General features: G+C 72.9%; 8 protein-coding genes. 5 read left to right on the forward strand and 3 right to left on the reverse strand.

The window, feature by feature from the left end:
- Positions 1-75: 75 nt before the first annotated feature.
- Positions 76-1,524, forward strand: coding sequence for a M20 metallopeptidase family protein (locus JK359_RS30095; protein ID WP_236678646.1), 1,449 nt, complete (start codon positions 76-78; stop codon positions 1,522-1,524).
- Positions 1,525-1,841: 317 nt separating this feature from the next.
- On the opposite strand, the gene JK359_RS30100 is transcribed toward JK359_RS30095, so the two are convergent.
- Genes JK359_RS30100 through JK359_RS30110 form a run of 3 tightly spaced genes read right to left on the reverse strand, consistent with a single transcriptional unit; the run spans position 1,842 to position 10,352 of the window.
- Complete coding sequence (locus JK359_RS30100; protein WP_201842288.1) at positions 1,842-2,669, reverse strand: chymotrypsin family serine protease; 828 nt, start codon at positions 2,667-2,669, stop codon at positions 1,842-1,844.
- 52 nt (positions 2,670-2,721) lie between these two features.
- The gene (locus JK359_RS30105; protein WP_201842290.1) at positions 2,722-6,876 is read right to left on the reverse strand and encodes a hypothetical protein; all 4,155 of its coding nucleotides are present in this window, start codon (positions 6,874-6,876) and stop codon (positions 2,722-2,724) included.
- A gap of 2 nt (positions 6,877-6,878) precedes the next feature.
- Complete coding sequence (locus tag JK359_RS30110; protein WP_307788331.1) at positions 6,879-10,352, reverse strand: hypothetical protein; 3,474 nt, start codon at positions 10,350-10,352, stop codon at positions 6,879-6,881.
- A 24-nt stretch (positions 10,353-10,376) separates the two neighbouring features.
- On the opposite strand from JK359_RS30110, the gene JK359_RS39410 reads away from it, so the two are divergent.
- The 4 genes from JK359_RS39410 to JK359_RS30125 all read left to right on the forward strand — a co-directional run bounded on the left by JK359_RS39410 (position 10,377) and on the right by JK359_RS30125 (position 15,696).
- The gene (locus tag JK359_RS39410; protein WP_236678674.1) at positions 10,377-10,544 is read left to right on the forward strand and encodes a hypothetical protein; all 168 of its coding nucleotides are present in this window, start codon (positions 10,377-10,379) and stop codon (positions 10,542-10,544) included.
- A 498-nt stretch (positions 10,545-11,042) separates the two neighbouring features.
- A complete protein-coding gene (locus JK359_RS30115) occupies positions 11,043-13,112 on the forward strand; it encodes a SpoIIE family protein phosphatase (RefSeq protein ID WP_201842294.1) in 2,070 nt (689 codons plus the stop codon).
- 271 nt (positions 13,113-13,383) lie between these two features.
- Entirely contained in the window at positions 13,384-14,478 is a 1,095-nt protein-coding gene (locus tag JK359_RS30120; protein ID WP_307788333.1) for a S8 family peptidase, read from the forward strand.
- 141 nt (positions 14,479-14,619) lie between these two features.
- On the forward strand, positions 14,620-15,696 hold the full coding sequence (locus JK359_RS30125; RefSeq protein WP_201842298.1) for an enoyl-CoA hydratase/isomerase family protein: 1,077 nt from the start codon (positions 14,620-14,622) through the stop codon (positions 15,694-15,696).
- Positions 15,697-15,791 lie beyond the last annotated feature (95 nt).

The following is a 15,791-nucleotide window of genomic DNA, read 5'->3' on the forward strand; positions in this document are numbered from 1 at the left end:
GGGTACCGCCCCCTCGTGTGACGCCGTCGCGGGCCGCGCCGGACATCGGCCGGGCCCGGGAAGGAGACCGGCCGCATGACCCCTCCGCCGCAGGACCCGCACGCCACGCCGGATGCCGCCCCCGCCCCGTCCGCGCCCGCCCCCGCCCCGTCGGCGCCCGCCCCCACCCCGTCGGCACCCGCCCCCACCCCGTCACCCGTCCACACTCCACCGACTCCCGCCCACACTCCACCAGCGTCCCCCGCCACTCCGTCGGCGCCCACCTCCACCCCGTCGGCGTCCGTCGCCACCGCCGGCCCGGCGCTGCTCGACGAGGCGCGACGGCTGGCCCCCGAGGCCGTCGCCCTGCGCCGCGCCCTGCACCGCGGTCCGGAGCGGGGTCTCGAACTGCCCGCCACCCAGCGCCTGATCCTCGACGCGCTCGACGGCCTCGGCCTGGAGATCCGCACCGGCCGCGCCCTGTCCTCCGTCACCGCGACCCTCACCGGAGCCGCCGACGGCCCGACGATCCTGCTGCGCGCCGACATGGACGCGCTGCCGCTGACCGAGGACACCGGGCTGCCGTTCGCCTCCGGCGACCCCGGGCTGATGCACGCCTGCGGGCACGACGCCCACATGGCCATGCTGGTGGGCGCGGCCCGGCTGCTCGCCGGACGGCGCGCCACGCTGCCGGGACGCGTGGTGTTCATGTTCCAGCCGGGCGAGGAGAGCCATCACGGAGCCCGGCACATGATCGAGGAGGGGGTGCTGGAGGCCTCCGGGAGCCGGGCCGACGCCGCCTTCGCCCTGCACGTGCACCCCAACATGCCCGCCGGCGTGCTGCGGTTGCGTCCCGGACCGCAGATGGCAGCTTCCGACCGGTTCCGGGTGCTCGTGCGCGGGCGCGGCGGCCACGCCTCGGCGCCGCACACCGCCTGCGACCCGGTGCCCGTGGCCTGCGAGATCGTCCTGGCGCTGCAGTCGATGGTCACCCGCACCCTGGCCGCCGACGACACCGCCGTCCTCAGCGTGACCCGGCTGGACGCGGGCACCGCCACCGGCATCATCCCGGACACCGCCGAACTCGGCGGCACCCTGCGCACCCTGTCCGAGCCGACCCGGCAGCGGCTGCACGAGGCGATCGCCCGCGTCGCCCACGGCGTTGCCGCCGCGCACGGGGCGACGGCGGAGCCGACCATCGAGTCCGGCTATCCGGTCACCCTCAACGACGCCGAGTTCACCGGCTTCGTCCGGCGCACCGTCACCGAGGCCCTCGGCTCCGAGGCGGTGGACGTGCTGCCGACCGCGCAGCTGACGGCGGAGGACTTCTCCTACGTCCTCCAGGAGGTCCCCGGCGCCCTGGCCTTCCTCGGCGCGTGCCCGCCGGACCTGGACCCGCACGAGGCCCCGTCACTGCACTCGTCCCGCATGCGCATCGACGAGGACGTGATCACCACCGGTATCGCCTGCGAGGCCGCCGTCGCCTGGGCCTTCCTCAACGACCGCCACCCGGCCCCGGCCCGCCACCCGACCCCCACCCGCTGACCGACCCCGGCCCGCTGACCGACCCCGGCCCGTTGACCGCCTCCGACCCGCCACCACCCCAGCCCGTTGACCGCGCCCGCCCCACTGACCATGCCGTGCCCGGTGCCCGGTGCCCGGTGCCCGGTGCCCGGTGCCCGGTGCCCGGTGCCCGGTGCCCGGTGCCCGCTGCCCGGTGCCCGGTGCCCGGTGCCCGGTGCCCGGTGCCCGATGACCATGCCGTGCCCGGCGCCCGGGGACCACGCCCTGGCCGGTGCCGGTGCCGGTGCCGGTGCCGGTGCCCGTGCCCACGCCCTGGCCGGTGCCCGTGCACCCCGGCCTCACGGCACAGGGTGTGCGCAGTCCGTCCGGGGCGGCGGCGGTGTCGTGTCACCCGACTCCGCGTCGGCGGTGGTCAGCACCCTGACACTCAGGGCGCACTCGACCGCCTTCAGGGTGTGGAACACGATGTAGTCCCGGTGCCCCCCTGGGCTCGTACCCACGCCGAGCAGCATGCCGACGATCATCGCGCCGTACACCCTGTGCCCGTCGATCACCGTGTCGATCGGCACGAACACGGGCGCACCGGAGTCACCTTTCTGGGCGATGTCCTGGTCGGGCTTGTCCCCGACGGCCAGCCCCAGGGTGCACCGGTGCGGCGGGACCTCCTCGCAGTTCTCGCCGTCGGTCAGCGAAGTGACCTCGATGTCGCAGACGAGCCTGGTGTACGAGCCGCTCGTACACACCTTCTGGCCGGCGACGGGCGCGTCGGCCGTGCCGAGCACCCGGCGGGCGACGGGCGCGCCCGGGACGCCGCCGTCGACCCAGATGGTGGGTGCGTACACCTGGGGCCTGGCCCGGGTTCCGGTGATCAGCGAGGCGTCCACCTCGTCGTCCCAGAACGCCTTGACGAACGTGCCGAACCGGAACTCGCCCGAGGTGGCCTCCACCTGGATCCGGGCCGCGGGGCAGTGTCCCGCGGTGGCCATGGCGCGCTTGCCGTCCTGTTCCCTGCGCACGGCGAAGCCGGACGTGCAGTCGGCCCCGAGCATCGTGATCCGGGCGCCGCCGCGGTGCGGCTGCGGGTCGTTCAGGCGGCTCGCCGGGGCCGCGCCCGCGGGCGAGGACCAGACCAGCACGAGGAGCAACGCCATCATGCAGCCGGACATCGATCGTCCCCACATGCCGTCCCCCAGAACTCGAAGCAGAACTCGAAGTCGATCAGAACTCGAAGTCGATACGGCCGAGCAGGCCGACGTTCAGGTCGAAGTGGTCGGCGTGCACCAGGCGCCGGGCGGCGGGCACCGCCGTGCCGCTCACCGTGACGGTGTCGGTGGCCGTGTCCGGGTCGGTGCGGTACAGCTCGTGCTCCTGCACCAGCAGCCGGTACCGGGTCAGCACCTGCCCGGCCGGCGGTGCGATCCCGCCGGTCCAGGCGAATCCGCTCCCGTCGGACCGGCAGGTGAGCTGCACCGGGTCGCCGGCCTGCTTCCAGTCCATGTCGTCCTCGCCGACGGCCGCCCGGCTCTGCAGGGTCACGGTGACCCGGCGGCTCGCGGCGGCCGCGCTCACCCCCGTGCCGCCCGCCTCACCCAGCTCGTTGTACGTCGCCGGGCCGGTCAGCCGGACGGTGAGCCGGTCGCCCTCGCGGCGACCGGTGACGGTGCGCGGCGGGACGAGCTGTGCGAAGTCCGCCCGCTCCACCGTCGAAAGGTGCAGCGGATCGACCGAGTACGGCTGGTAGCGGGCCAGGGCGAGCCGCAGGTACGGGAAGTAGTGCGGGTGCGGTCCCGTGGTGCCGCCGTACGGGTCCACGTCGATGTCGGCGTACCAGAGCCGCCGTTCCTGGTGGTACTGCGGCGTGAAGGCCACCGCGTTCACCGGTACCGGTGCCGCGTCCGGTGATTCGGCGAGGCGCAGGCCGGTGGGGGCACGTTCCGCGTTCGGGAAGTGCCCGGCCGCCGGGGCGGGCAGGGGAGTGGTCTCGCCCCAGACGGGATCCACGCCCCAGCGCGTGGCGAAGGTGTCGGGCAGGGTGGTGCCCGGATCGAGGATCACGGCGAGCATCTCGTCGTCACCGGAGGAGAACCACGGTCGCTTCAGGAACACCCGCAGCCCGCCGGGCCGGCGGAGCTGGGTGACCGTGCCGTGCTCGCGGTCGACGGTGCGCTCCCTGCGGAACGTCGGCACCGTGTACGCCACCACCGGCGGCTCGGGACGGCGTGAACTCGGCACCGCCAGCGCGTCCGTGGCCGGACCGACGCGGGTGACGTTGGCACGGTCCTCGGTGAGGCTGGGGTGGAAGTACTCGCGGAACCGGGTGACGGCGGTCGGCGTGTAGCGGACGTTGCGGTGCCGGGTGTCACCGAACTCGTGGCGCCGGTCGACCTCGGTCAGCTCGTCGGTGTACCGCAGGTTGATGTCCTCCAGGTGGGTGTGGCCGTCGATCCGGGCGGGTGCCGGCCGGGTGACGTCGTCCAGCCACTCGCTCCAGTGCGCGTCCACTTCGACGTGCCCGCTGCTCTCGGCGTGACTGGTCAGCCGCCCGGTGACCCGGACGGCGCTCTGCCCGGCGGTGCGGTGGAGGACGAGCCCCGCGAGTTCCGGCCGGTGCACGGGCTTCTCCACGGCGTGCACGAGGGTCAGTTCGACCCACGGGGTGAGCATCCAGTTCTCGCCGTCCGCGCTGGCCCGGGTCACGAACTCCTTGTCCTGGTCGGGAAGTTCCGCCCAGAACGGGGACGCGGTCAGCAGGCTCCACTGGCGCAGCAGCGGCAGCTTCCGCGGGTTGAGGTAGCAGCTGAGCCGTACGGTGACGATCTCGCCCTTGGCCAGGAACACCTCCAGGACCCGTTCCAGGAGGCCGTCGTGCCAGCGCGGCTCGTCCGTGCCCTCCTTGACGCGCACCTTGAACGGTTTCGCCTGCGGCCACGGCCCGGGGAACGGAATCTTGCGGTTCTCGGTGTCTCCGGGCAGGCCGCGCAGCATGACGCCCTCGGCCAGTACGTCCGGGAGGTACGGCAGGATCAGCCGTTCGCCGCTGTGCACCACGTACTCGCCCTGTTCGAGTTCCGCGCCGCGCCGGGGCAGCGGCAGCCGGGTGAGCGGCAGCGGGTCGTGGACGTCGTGCTTGGCGATGTGGATCTCGCCCTCGCGCAGCAGGTCGTGCTCGAGGTGCGGCCAGTCGGCCTCGCGCACCACGGTGTCCAGGAAGGACCCGGACTCGCGGGAGGCCGCCGCGAAGTACTGTTCGCGCAGCCGCGCCGGTTTGTCCGCGCCGAACGCGGCGTCGAACACGCCGTGTTCCTCGGCCATGTGCAGGGCGGTCTTGGGCGGTGCGACGTGCCGTTCCGCGACCGGCTTGTACCGCCGGTCCAGGCCGTCCACCTCGGAACGGGCCTCGTGGTCGGGGACGTTCGAGCGGAGCAGCACGTAGGCGTCGGTGGAGACCGGCCGGTCGTCGTCCGTGACGGTGCTGCGGATGACCAGCCGCTCCGCCGACTCGCCCTCGCTGAACGGCAGCAGCGGCAGCACCACGGGCTGCGGCACCGGTTCCCAGCGGCCGTAGGTGATCGCGTCGGACCGTACCGTGTCGGGCGTGCTCGCCGTGTGGGGGAGGCTGTTGCCCGCCAGGTCGACGACCCTGGCCCGCATCCGGTAGGTCCGGCCGTAGCGCAGCACGGGCAGCGAGCCGGGCTCCGCGGTGAACTTGGTGTCCAGGGGGACGTCCGGCGACACCGGTGGGGCCGGGGCCTCCGGCTGGTTGTCCAGTCCGATGGTCCGGCCGGGGCGGGGGGCCGCGAGGCTCCACCCGTCCCAGCCGAACACCGCCTGGTGTCCGTACATCTGACGGTCGTCGGCGGCGTCGGCGGTCACCGCGCTGCCGCGGACCAGGCCCTCGTCCGGAGCGGCCTGGACCGGCACGGGCTGCCGGCCAGGCCGGCGAATGGTGTACCTGCCCCTGCGGCGCAGCAGTGAACGCCACTGGGTGACCTCGCCGGTGGCCGGATCGACGGTGCCGATGTCCACCCGGTAGCCGCGTACCAGGTGCTCGGCGGCCAGTTCCACCTCGCCGGTGGCCGCCTGCCGGCCGAGGTCGGCGCCGATCAGACCGGCCAGGTGCCGGTCGCGGTCGTTGTGCAGCAGGGTGATCCCGCCGCCGCGGGCTGCCGGGGTACCGGTGCCCACCACCTGGTCGGCGACCGACCCGATGCCCGACGGCACCGTGGAGCCCCACAGGGTGTCGATGGTGCGGGCGTAGTCGACGTGCCGGAGTGCGGCCCCGTCCACGTCGAGTTCGGTGAGGTGCCAGGTCTCGGGCGTGCCGAGGTTCAGCATCCGGCCGGTGATCACGTCCGCGGTGTCGCTCGCCGCCTCGAACACACTGCCCCGGACGTACCTGACCTTCGTCCAGGGGCAGTGGGGCTCGGCGTTGAGCAGGGCGGCGTCGGCGATCCGGTCGTCGAAGTGCACCTGGACCCTGGTCCCGCCGGTCACTGCGGCGGGCATCGTGAACTGCACGTCGACGACGAGACCGAACCTGCGCTGCAGTTCCGGATAGTCACCGAGCAGGCCGCACGCCTCGTGGAAGTCGACCCGGTGCTGTGGCACGGCGGCGCGTGCGGCCGGTGCCTTGCCCCGGTCGTAGAACCGGATCGCCTCGGCCAGCGGCAGCATCCGCTTGTCGTCACCGGTGTACACGGAGGTCGTACGGTCCATGTGGACCGGTGCGCGGCCGTCGTCGGCGACGGCGCGGGGCGCCGGACCGCCGCCGCTCGCCCGCAACGCCGCCTGCACCGCCGCGTGGCCGGTCCCCGGATCGCGGCCGAGGAGCAGTACCGGCTCGGAGATCATGTCGACCAGCCGGAACAGCGCCGGATGCTCCCAGCCGCGGTGGTCGGTGGGCGGTTCCTCGCACAGCAGCCGCTCCTGGCGGGCCCACTCCCGGCGGAGCCTGCTCCGCGTGGTGTCCACCGCGACCGCCTGGTACACCCCGGTCACCTCGTCGTGCACCAGCTTGCCCGGGTACGAGCGCAGGGTCCGCCGCTCGGCCGCGAACGCGCCGGCCGGCGGGGGCGGCGCCTTGGGCGGGCGGACGAAGGTGTCGCCGGGGAACAGGGCCGTCCACAGGGCGGGGTCGGCGCCCGGGTACCGGCCGGTCGGGCGCAGGTCCTTGACCACCGGCCCCTGCGCGGTGCCGAACCGGAGCCACAGCGAGGGCAGCAGCCCGGCGAGCCGCTCCGGCCAGTGCGCGAAGTACCCGGAGTCGCCGAGCCGGCTGATCTCCGTCAGCCGTGGGGCGACCAGGACGGACACGCGCACCGTGTCCCCGTCGGCCACTCCGTCGGGAAGCACGGTCCATCGGATGCTGTCCATGATCAGTCCACTCCCGCGAAGGCCGTGCAGTAGTCGAAGACCGGGTCGATGTGCGCACCTGTCGTGGGATCGTCGTACGGCGACATGAGGTCGGCGAACGACGGCGGTACGACGGCCGGGCCGGGCTCGGCCCCGAGCAACGCGGTGTGCGGCCCGCTGCCCGCGAACCTCCTCTCGCAGTGGATCGTCACCGATTCCTCGAAGAAACCGATCTCGATGCTGATGGTCAGGCTGGCCCGGCCGACCGCGTAGCCGTCCTCGTAGCCCAGTTCCATGTACAGCTCGATGGAGGCCGAGACGATGCCGAGGACGTCGACCTCGCCGCGCGCCCGCAGGTAGCCGACGAGTTTGACGGACTTGGCGGCCAGGTCGAGCCGGAAGTAGATGCCGGCCATCACCGACAGGCTGCCGCTGGCCACCCCGAAGTCCATCGACACCGCGGCCCCGAACTCCAGGGCGGCTTCGAGTACGGCGATGTCCTGGGGCGTCAGCACGATCCCGAAGTAGCCGCCGCCGCCGAGCATCGACACGGTCAGCCGGAAAGGTGCCTCACGCCGGCAGAAGGAGAATCCGGCCTGCAGCGGGGTGTCGCCGATGAACGGCACCGAGAACCCGGCGTTCAGCGAGAGGTTCTCCAGGCTGAACACGCCTACGGCCGCATTGGGCAACTGCATCGAGTAGGCGGCGTGGACGCCTCCGCCGTCGACGGTGACGGCCGGCGGGTCGCTGAAGCCGTCGAGGGGGATGAGCTTGCGCAGCGTCTGGACGAACGCCAGGTTCCCGACGAAGTCGACACCGCGGAACTTCACCTCCACATCGGGTTTCCGCCCGGCGCGCATGGTGAAGCGGATCCCGTCGAAGTGCAGCACGACCGCTTCGAAGTGCGGAACCATGCGCAGCTCGAACTCGCCGAGAGTGCAGGTGATGTCCGCGGCCTGCGGCTGCTGCGGGTGCAGAGAGCCGCGCAGATCGGCGGCGAGAGTCAGCTTGCCCACCGGCCAGAAGACCGCTTCCTCGGGCGTCGTGGGCGTCTCCGCGCCGGGGGTCCACGCATGGATGTCGGGCTGCCACTCCAGCCGGGAGTTGACGACGTCGGGCAACTTGGCGCCGAGGGCGGCGAGTTCGACCGCCTTCTTCAGCGCGAGTGCCTGTCCCACCGCGCTGTCCCAGGTCCCGGCCTGCTCGGCGATGCGGCTGAGCAACTGCCGGACGGCGAGGTCCACCGCGGCGGGCAGCGCGTCGCGCAGCGCGGTGAGCGCGTCGGAGAACGCGGTGAACCCGTTCTCCACTTCCTCGATGGTGGTGGGTTCGGGCGACTGCTCCAGCTGGCCGGTGATGAAGTCGACGAGCAACTGCGTGAAGGCGGCCGCGGCATCCGTCACCCGTACGACCGACTCGGCGATCTCCGGGAACTGTTCCTCGAGTCCGGTCAGCGGATCACGCAGCCCGCGGAGGTCGCCGAGGAATCCGGTGACCGCGTCGACCGTCGCGGTGAAGAAGTTCGGTGCCTTGAGGTTGTCCAGGCCGGTCTCGCTCATGATCTCGGCGAGCGGGAACATCCCGAACAGTTTCGCCCCGGCCAGCTCCCCGAAGTAGTCGAGCGGACTGAACCTGCCCTGGAGGAGCCTGGCCCACTTGTCCGCGCCCGCGGTGGTGCCGTCGGCGGGGCGGACGGGGCTCGCGGCCACCGGCCCGGTGAGCCGGGACAGGCCGGCGACCGGGAAGTTGGGCTGGGCGAGCGCCCCGGCGCTCTGGCCGCCGTGCCGGAAGGTCAGGTCGAAGGGTTCGGCCAGCTCGATGAACACCTGGCCCTTGTTGGCGTCGGTGAAGCCGCTCCGCGCGTAGGGCTCGGGGTAGAACACCGACCGTGCCCGGTCGCCGCCGTATCCGGTGCCGAACCGGCTCAGCGCGGGGACCACGGCCCGGGCCCAGCGTACGGTCGGCAGGAAGCGGGGGTGGTCGGTCGGGTCCAGGTCGAGGAGCGACGGGGCGGTGGCCGCGCCCCAGACCAGTAGCCCGGTCGCCAGGGTGGTGTCGCCGGGTTTCCGGCTGGGCGCGTACGCGATGTCCTGCCCGCGTACGTCGGCGACGACCCGGCCGACGCCGGCACGGCCCGTGTCCGGCGGCTCCTGCGTCGGCTCCGTGCCCAGCCCCTGGTAGTGCTCGACGACCTTCTGCACGTCGGCCTTGTTCTCGTGCACCAGCTTGCCGAGGAAGGCCATGGGGGTACGGAACTCCAGCGTGCGGCCGTCCAGATCGACCACGCTCACCTGGAACCGGAACGGATCCTCGCTTGCGGTCACCGGGAAGAACGCGAGCTTGTCACCGGGTTCGCCGCCCGGGTCGGTCAGCTCCGGAATCGTCTGCGGCGCTTCGAGATCCGGTGTGACCAGGGTGATCAGCCGGACACTGGTGAACGGGAAGAGCCGGTGCAGCCGCTTCTGGTCCTCGTTCTCCCCGGGCCGCCCGTAACCGCGCACCGGTTCGCGGACCATGATGAAGAACCGCTGGTGGAGATAGGCGGCGTTGTCCGGCCGCGCGTGGTCGAACTTCCGCTCGGTGACCTTCACCAGGTCGGCCAGGTGCCCGAACGGGAAGAGCCTGCCGCGGTACGTGACCCGGACGTAGTGGTCGCGGCCCAGCGCGGCACGGTGCCGCCACTGGGTGACGTCGAAGCCGGTGGGCGGACGGTCCCATCTGCCGAGCGCGTCCAGCCAGCCGCCCATCGCGGACAGCATCAGGTTGTCCACCTGCAGCGGCGCGGGCCGGAAGCCGTCCGGCAGACCGGTGCCGGAGGTGAGGTGCACCACCGAGGACCGGTCCTTGCGGTCCAGGGCCATGGTGAACTCGTTGCCGCCGGCGGGCAGCGGGTGCGGGTCGGCGGGGTCGAAGCCCGGGTCACGGGTCCACACCGCGCGGGCACGGGAGGCGAGCAGCCGGCTGTGCCACAGCTCGATGCGGTCGTCCGGCTGCGGGGGAGCGGTCGTGTGCGTCCAGGAGGCCGTCTGCGGCGGTGACAGCAGGAGCCGGTACGGCAGTTCGATGCCGGTCCGCGGATTCGCCGCGTCCGCCAGGGGGTTCTCCGGGCCGGGCCCGGAGGCCGGGGCCTCGGGCCCCACGGAGGCGGCCGGGAGCAGTCCGGCGTCCGCGGGACCGTCCGGCCCGTGCCGGGCGGTCAGTACCGCGACGGTCCGCGCCAGTCGAAGCGCCTCGAGAACATCGGCGGGCCGGCCGGCGACGACGTTCCGCAGACCGGCCGCCGCGTCCGCTTCACGCGCCGCGTCCACGACGCGCAGCGGGAGGTTCCGCATCGCGGTCAGGAGCCCGGGGTCGGTGTACTCGATGATGTCCTCGGCGCCCACGGCGAACACCAGCACGCTACGGCCGCTGATGCGGGAGGCGACCGGCGGCGGCTTGTGCGGTTCACCGCCGGACGCGGGAGCCTGCGGCGCGGACTCCGGAATTCCCGGGCTCACTTCCAGGAATGCCTGTTCGGCGACATGCTGTGGGCCGAACGTGACGACGAGAAAGGCGGGTCGAGCCGGATCCTGCCGGACGAGCCGCCGCGGGCCGAGCAGCGGACGCTCCAAGCGCAGCCCGGGAAAGCCGAATTGAAGATCGAGGAGATCGGTCGCCCGCAACAAACGGTACGGGCCTGGTGGTTGTGACGCGGCCATGCGCTTCCCCCGTCGCTGAATCGCGGGTCTTCGCAACACTGGTCAGGTGTCAGCAATGAGTGTTGCAGACGCAGTTCGCCCGTGTCACCGAACGGGGAGCCACATTACGGCCGTTCAACTGAGGTACCGATTCTTCATCCCGGCATCGCTCGATGCGGACGAATCATCGGCACGTCCCGGCGGAACGAATCATCGGCACGTCCGGTGAAACGCCGTGGGCGCCGTCCATTCCGTTCGAATTTCTTAATCCGTTCGAACGGCACTTCCGAATGCCGCCGCGTTTCCGGCACCCCGGAAACGCGGGCGGGGGGCCGCCGGACTCCGGCCGTCTCCTTCACACCCCGTGTTTCCATGGTCACGGACGGTGGTGCCGGTTCCGCCGAACCGGTCCGGGTGTGGGCTTCCTCGTTCTTGGACGACCATGGATGGAGGCAGGACGCCCGCCGGTGGAGCACGAGCCGAAGCGCCGGGCGGGAAGGACAATGAGGCATGGGCAAGACGGACTCCTCCCCGGCAGGGGACGGCCGGCCGGCGGCGGGTCCCGCCGCGCCGCCCAGTGGTCTGCTCGATCTCCTGAGCGTCGCCGCGGTGGTGCTGAACGCGGAGGGTCAGGTCGTCTTCTGGAGTTCCCGCGCCGACGACCTGTTCGGCTACACCGCCTCGGAGGCGCTGGGCCAGTACGCGGCCCAGCTGACGATCCACGAGGAACACCGGGACGAAGTGATCAAGCTGTTCGCCGAGGTCATGGAGTCCGGCACCGACTGGGCCGGGGTCTTCCCGATCCGGCACAAGGACGGCAGCACCCGCCTGGTGGAGTTCCGCAACATGCGGCTCCTGGACGACCTCGGTGACACCTACGCCCTCGGCCTCGCCGCGGACCAGGCCACCGTGGAGCAGGTCGAGCGGGACGCCGCCCTGGCCATGCGGCTGGTCTCCCAGTCCCCGGTCGGGCTGGCCATCCTGGACTCGGACCTGCGGTACGTGGCCGTCAACCCCGCCCTCGAACGCATCACGGGCCAGTCCGCGGCCGAGCGTCTGGGCCGGTCGGCCGGGGAGGTGCTGACCTTCCTGGACACGGACCCCGAGGCGCGCCTGCGCCACGTCCTGGAAACCGGCAAATCGGTCGTGGACCGGGACATCGTCTGCCGTCCCCCCGGCGACCCGGACCACGATCACGCCTGGTCCGTCTCGTACTACCGGCTCGAGGACTCCGGCGGCCGGGTCCTCGGCCTGGCCTACTCCGTCATCGACGTCACCGAGCGTCATCGAGCCGCCGCGGAGGCGGCGCGGGCCCGGCAACGGCTGGCACTGATCGCCGGCGCCTCCGCCTCCGTCGGCACCACCCTCGACCTGGACACGACCGCCCGCGAGCTGGCCGACGTCGTCGTACCGCTCCTCGCCGACGTCGCCGCCGTGGATGTGCTCGACAGCGCGCTGCAGGGCCGGGCCGCGGCGCACACGGGACCCTCCCGGTTCCGGGCGCTCGCCGTCCGCGCGGCTCACCCCACCGAGGCGGTCTGCGCGGCCGATCCGCTCGGGGAAATCACCGCCTACGACGACGACCGCCTGATCTCCCGGTGCATGCGCACCCGCGAACCGGTACTGGTGCCCCGCGTCACCCACCAGGATCTGTGGCGCATCGCCCGCCACGGCGACGCCGCCTCCCTGCTGGCCGCGGCCGGTGTGCACTCCTACCTCGCCGTACCGCTCGTGGCCCGGGGCGAGGTGCTCGGCGCCCTCGACCTCAAGCGCACCCGGAACCCGGTGCCCTTCGACGACGACGACGCGCTGCTCGCCGTCGAACTGGCCGCCCGGGCCGCGGTCTGCATCGACAATGCCCGCGGATACCGGATCCAGCGCCACGCGGCCCTCACCCTCCAGCGCAGCCTGCTCCCCGAGCCGGCGACGCGTGTCCCCGGCCTGGAGATCGCCTGCCGCTACCAGCCCGCCGGCGCCATGAGCGAGATCGGCGGCGACTGGTACGACGCCATCCCCCTCCAGGGCGACAAGACCGCCCTGGTCGTCGGGGACGTCATGGGCAACGGCATCAACGCCGCCGCCGCCATGGGCCAACTCCGCACCGCTACCCGTGCGTTCGCCGAACTCGACCTGGAGCCCGCCGAGGCACTGCGCCACCTCGATCACCTGACCGAGGGCATCGAGCAGACGATCACCACCTGCATCTACTGCGTCCACGACCCGCACCGCGGCCGCTGCCAGATCTGCCTCGCCGGCCACCTGCCACCGGCCCTCATGCGGGCCGGCCGGGCGGCACGACTGCTCGACCTGCCCACGGGCGCACCGCTCGGCGTGGGCGGGGTCCCCTTCGAGGTCGGCACCATCGCCTTCCGCCCCGGTGACCAGCTCGTCCTCTACACCGACGGCTTGGTCGAGACCCGGAACGAGCCCATCGACGCCCGGCTCGGCATCCTCCTCGACGTCCTCACCGCGACGCGTGGCCAGAGCCTGGAAGACACCTGCGATCACGTCCTCGAGGTGCTGCGTCCGCCCGGCGGCGAGGACGACGTCGCCCTGCTCATCGCCCGGGCCCGTCCCTGAGCCCCGGGCGGTCACGACACCTCCCGCCTCCCCGGCCCGCCATGACACCTCCCACCTCCTCGGCCGGCCGTGACACCTCCGCCTCCCCGGCCGGTCAGGCCGCCTCCGCCCGCGGTGATCCCCTGCGGGGAGGCGCCCCTCGGGGGCGCGGGCCGGCCGGCCCGGAGAGCGCTGGAACCGTCCGCCTCGTGGGGCCGTCTTGGGCGCTGACTGTGTACGGAGCGGGGATGTGGGGGGCGTTGTGACGCGGAGAGTGACGAAGGCGGGTCTCGTGGCGGTGGCCGTCGCGACGGTGCTGGGGGCCTCGGCCTGCGGCGGGGCAGCCGGCACGGTGGCCGGGCAGAGCGGCGGGAAGGTCCCCGCGCGCGGGACGGACGAGTCCGCGGCCTCCGCCGGGGACGCGGCGCCGGCCGGCTCGTCGCCGGCGTCTTCCGGTGCCGTCGGCACGATGTCCGGGCTCGCGCAGGCCGGGGCGTCGTCCACCACCCGGAAGGTGCCGTGGAACCTGGACATCCTGGACCAGCGGTCGCGGCCGCTGAACGGAAGGCTCACCACCACCGCCACGGGCAAGGGCGTGCACGTCTACGTGATCGACACCGGGATGGACATCACCCACAAGGAGTTCGGCGGACGCGCCCGTCTCGGCGCCGACTTCGTGGGTCCGAAGGACTCCGGTGACTGCTTCAGCGAGGCGGGCACCGGCCACGGCACGTTCGTCGCGGGCGTCATCGGCGGGGCGAAGTACGGGGTGGCGCCCAAGGCGGAACTCGTACGCGTCCAGGGCATCCTGTGCGAGAGCGACGGCGGCGGCTCCCCGGAAGCGGCCGAGGCGGCCCTGGTGAAGTCGGTCAAGTGGGTCACCGCGCACGCGCAGAAGCCCGCGGTGGTGAACATGTCGCTCAACCTCGACCACCGGTCCACGGCCCTGGAGTCCGCCGTGAAGAAGATGGTCGACGCCGGGATCCCGACGGTGGTGTCGGCCGGCAACTTCCACGACGACGCCTGCAAGCACTCCCCGGCCGGCGTCCCCGGCACCATCGTCGTGGCGGCCTCCACCTCGAACGACCGCGCGTGGAGCGACAGCGGCTCCTACGGCTCGGGCTACGGCCGGTGCGTGGACCTGTACGCCCCCGGCCAGAAGGTGACCGCCGCCCTCGCCGGCGGCGGTACGACCACGGAGGACGGCGGCGCGACGTCCTGGGCCGCGCCGCATGCGACCGGCGTGATCGCGCTGTACCTGTCGGCACACCCCCACGCCACGGCCAGGGAGGTCCACGTCTGGCTCGACCGCACGGCCACCCGCGGTGTCGTGCGCGGCGTCCCTTCCGGCACTCCGAACCGCCTGCTCAACACCGGCGGCCTCTGACCCGCCCGCTCAACACCGGCGGCCTCCGACCCGCCCCGGCCACCCCGGCTGAGAAGATCGTCCGAGACCTGCAGCGGATCCCGGAAGGAACCGACAGATCATGTACGTCCACGTGGCACGGGGCAGGACGGAGGCGTTCGGATGACCGGCATCGACGGACCCGTCCTGTTCCACACCACCGGCCGGGCCGCCCGCATCACCCTCAACAGGCCGAAGGTCCTCAACGCCCTCAACCACGAGATGGTCCGCCTCATCGACGAGGCGCTCAGGCGCTGGGAGCGCGACCCGGCCGTGGAGACGGTGGTCATCACCGGTGCCGGGGAGCGCGGCCTGTGCGCGGGTGGCGACATCCGCAGCATCCACGACGACGCCCGCGACGGCGACGGCACCGCATCCGCGGCGTTCTGGCACGACGAGTACCACCTCAACGCCCGGATCGCCCGCTACTCCAAGCCGTACGTCGCCGTCATGGACGGCATCGTGATGGGCGGCGGGGTCGGCCTCTCCGCGCACGGCAGCGTCCGGATCGTCACCGAACGGTCGCGGGTCGCGATGCCGGAGACCGGGATCGGCTTCGTCCCGGACGTAGGCGGCACCTACCTGCTGGCCCACGCCCCCGGCGAACTGGGCACACATCTGGCGCTGACCGGCGCACACATCGGCGCCGGTGACGCCCTGCTCTGCGGGCTCGCCGACCACTACGTACCCTCCGACGCCGTCCGGCACCTCGTCGACGACCTCGCCGACATGCCCGTACGCGAGGCACTCGCCCGGCACGTGCGGCCGTCCCCCGAAGGCGAGTTGGCCGGTCGGCGGAAGTGGATCGACCCCTGCTACGCAGCCGGCACGGTCGAGGAGATCACCGACCGGCTGCTCGCTCACCCGGATCCGGCCGCCAAGGAAGCCGCCGAGACCCTGCTCGCCAGGTCGCCGACCGCCCTCAAGGTCACCCTGGTCGCCCTGCGCCGCGCCCGGCGCCTCGGCCCGCTGGAGCGGGTCCTCGACCAGGAGTACCGCGTCTCCTGCGCCGCCCTGAGCACCCCCGACCTGGTGGAGGGCATCCGCGCCCAGGTCATCGACAAGGACCGCAACCCGCGCTGGTCGCCCGACACGCCGGCCGGGGTGACCGACGCCGACGTCCGGCGCTTCTTCGCTCCGCTCGGCGAGCACGAACTCGGCCTGGCCGGGCCCGACTCCACCACGGAGGACGCCCGGTGAGCCGTACCGTCGCAGCCGTCCGGCGCCCGTTCCGCCGCGCCTTCGCGACAGCGGACCGGAACGTGGAAACGGGCGCCTTCGCCGACGGACGGCCG

This window comes from Streptomyces actinomycinicus (assembly GCF_016741775.1).
Lineage (GTDB): Bacteria > Actinomycetota > Actinomycetes > Streptomycetales > Streptomycetaceae > Streptomyces > Streptomyces actinomycinicus.

What these genes read in the sequence shown, in the direction of transcription:
- JK359_RS30100 (WP_201842288.1), bottom strand. Translation starts at nt 2,669, where the DNA reads ATGTCCGGCTGCATGATGGCGTTGCTCCTCGTGCTGGTCTGGTCCTCG.
- JK359_RS30105 (WP_201842290.1), bottom strand. Translation starts at nt 6,876, where the DNA reads ATGGACAGCATCCGATGGACCGTGCTTCCCGACGGAGTGGCCGACGGG.
- JK359_RS30125 (WP_201842298.1), top strand. Translation starts at nt 14,620, where the DNA reads ATGACCGGCATCGACGGACCCGTCCTGTTCCACACCACCGGCCGGGCC.
- JK359_RS30115 (WP_201842294.1), top strand. Translation starts at nt 11,043, where the DNA reads ATGGGCAAGACGGACTCCTCCCCGGCAGGGGACGGCCGGCCGGCGGCG.
- JK359_RS39410 (WP_236678674.1), top strand. Translation starts at nt 10,377, where the DNA reads ATGCTGTGGGCCGAACGTGACGACGAGAAAGGCGGGTCGAGCCGGATC.
- JK359_RS30095 (WP_236678646.1), top strand. Translation starts at nt 76, where the DNA reads ATGACCCCTCCGCCGCAGGACCCGCACGCCACGCCGGATGCCGCCCCC.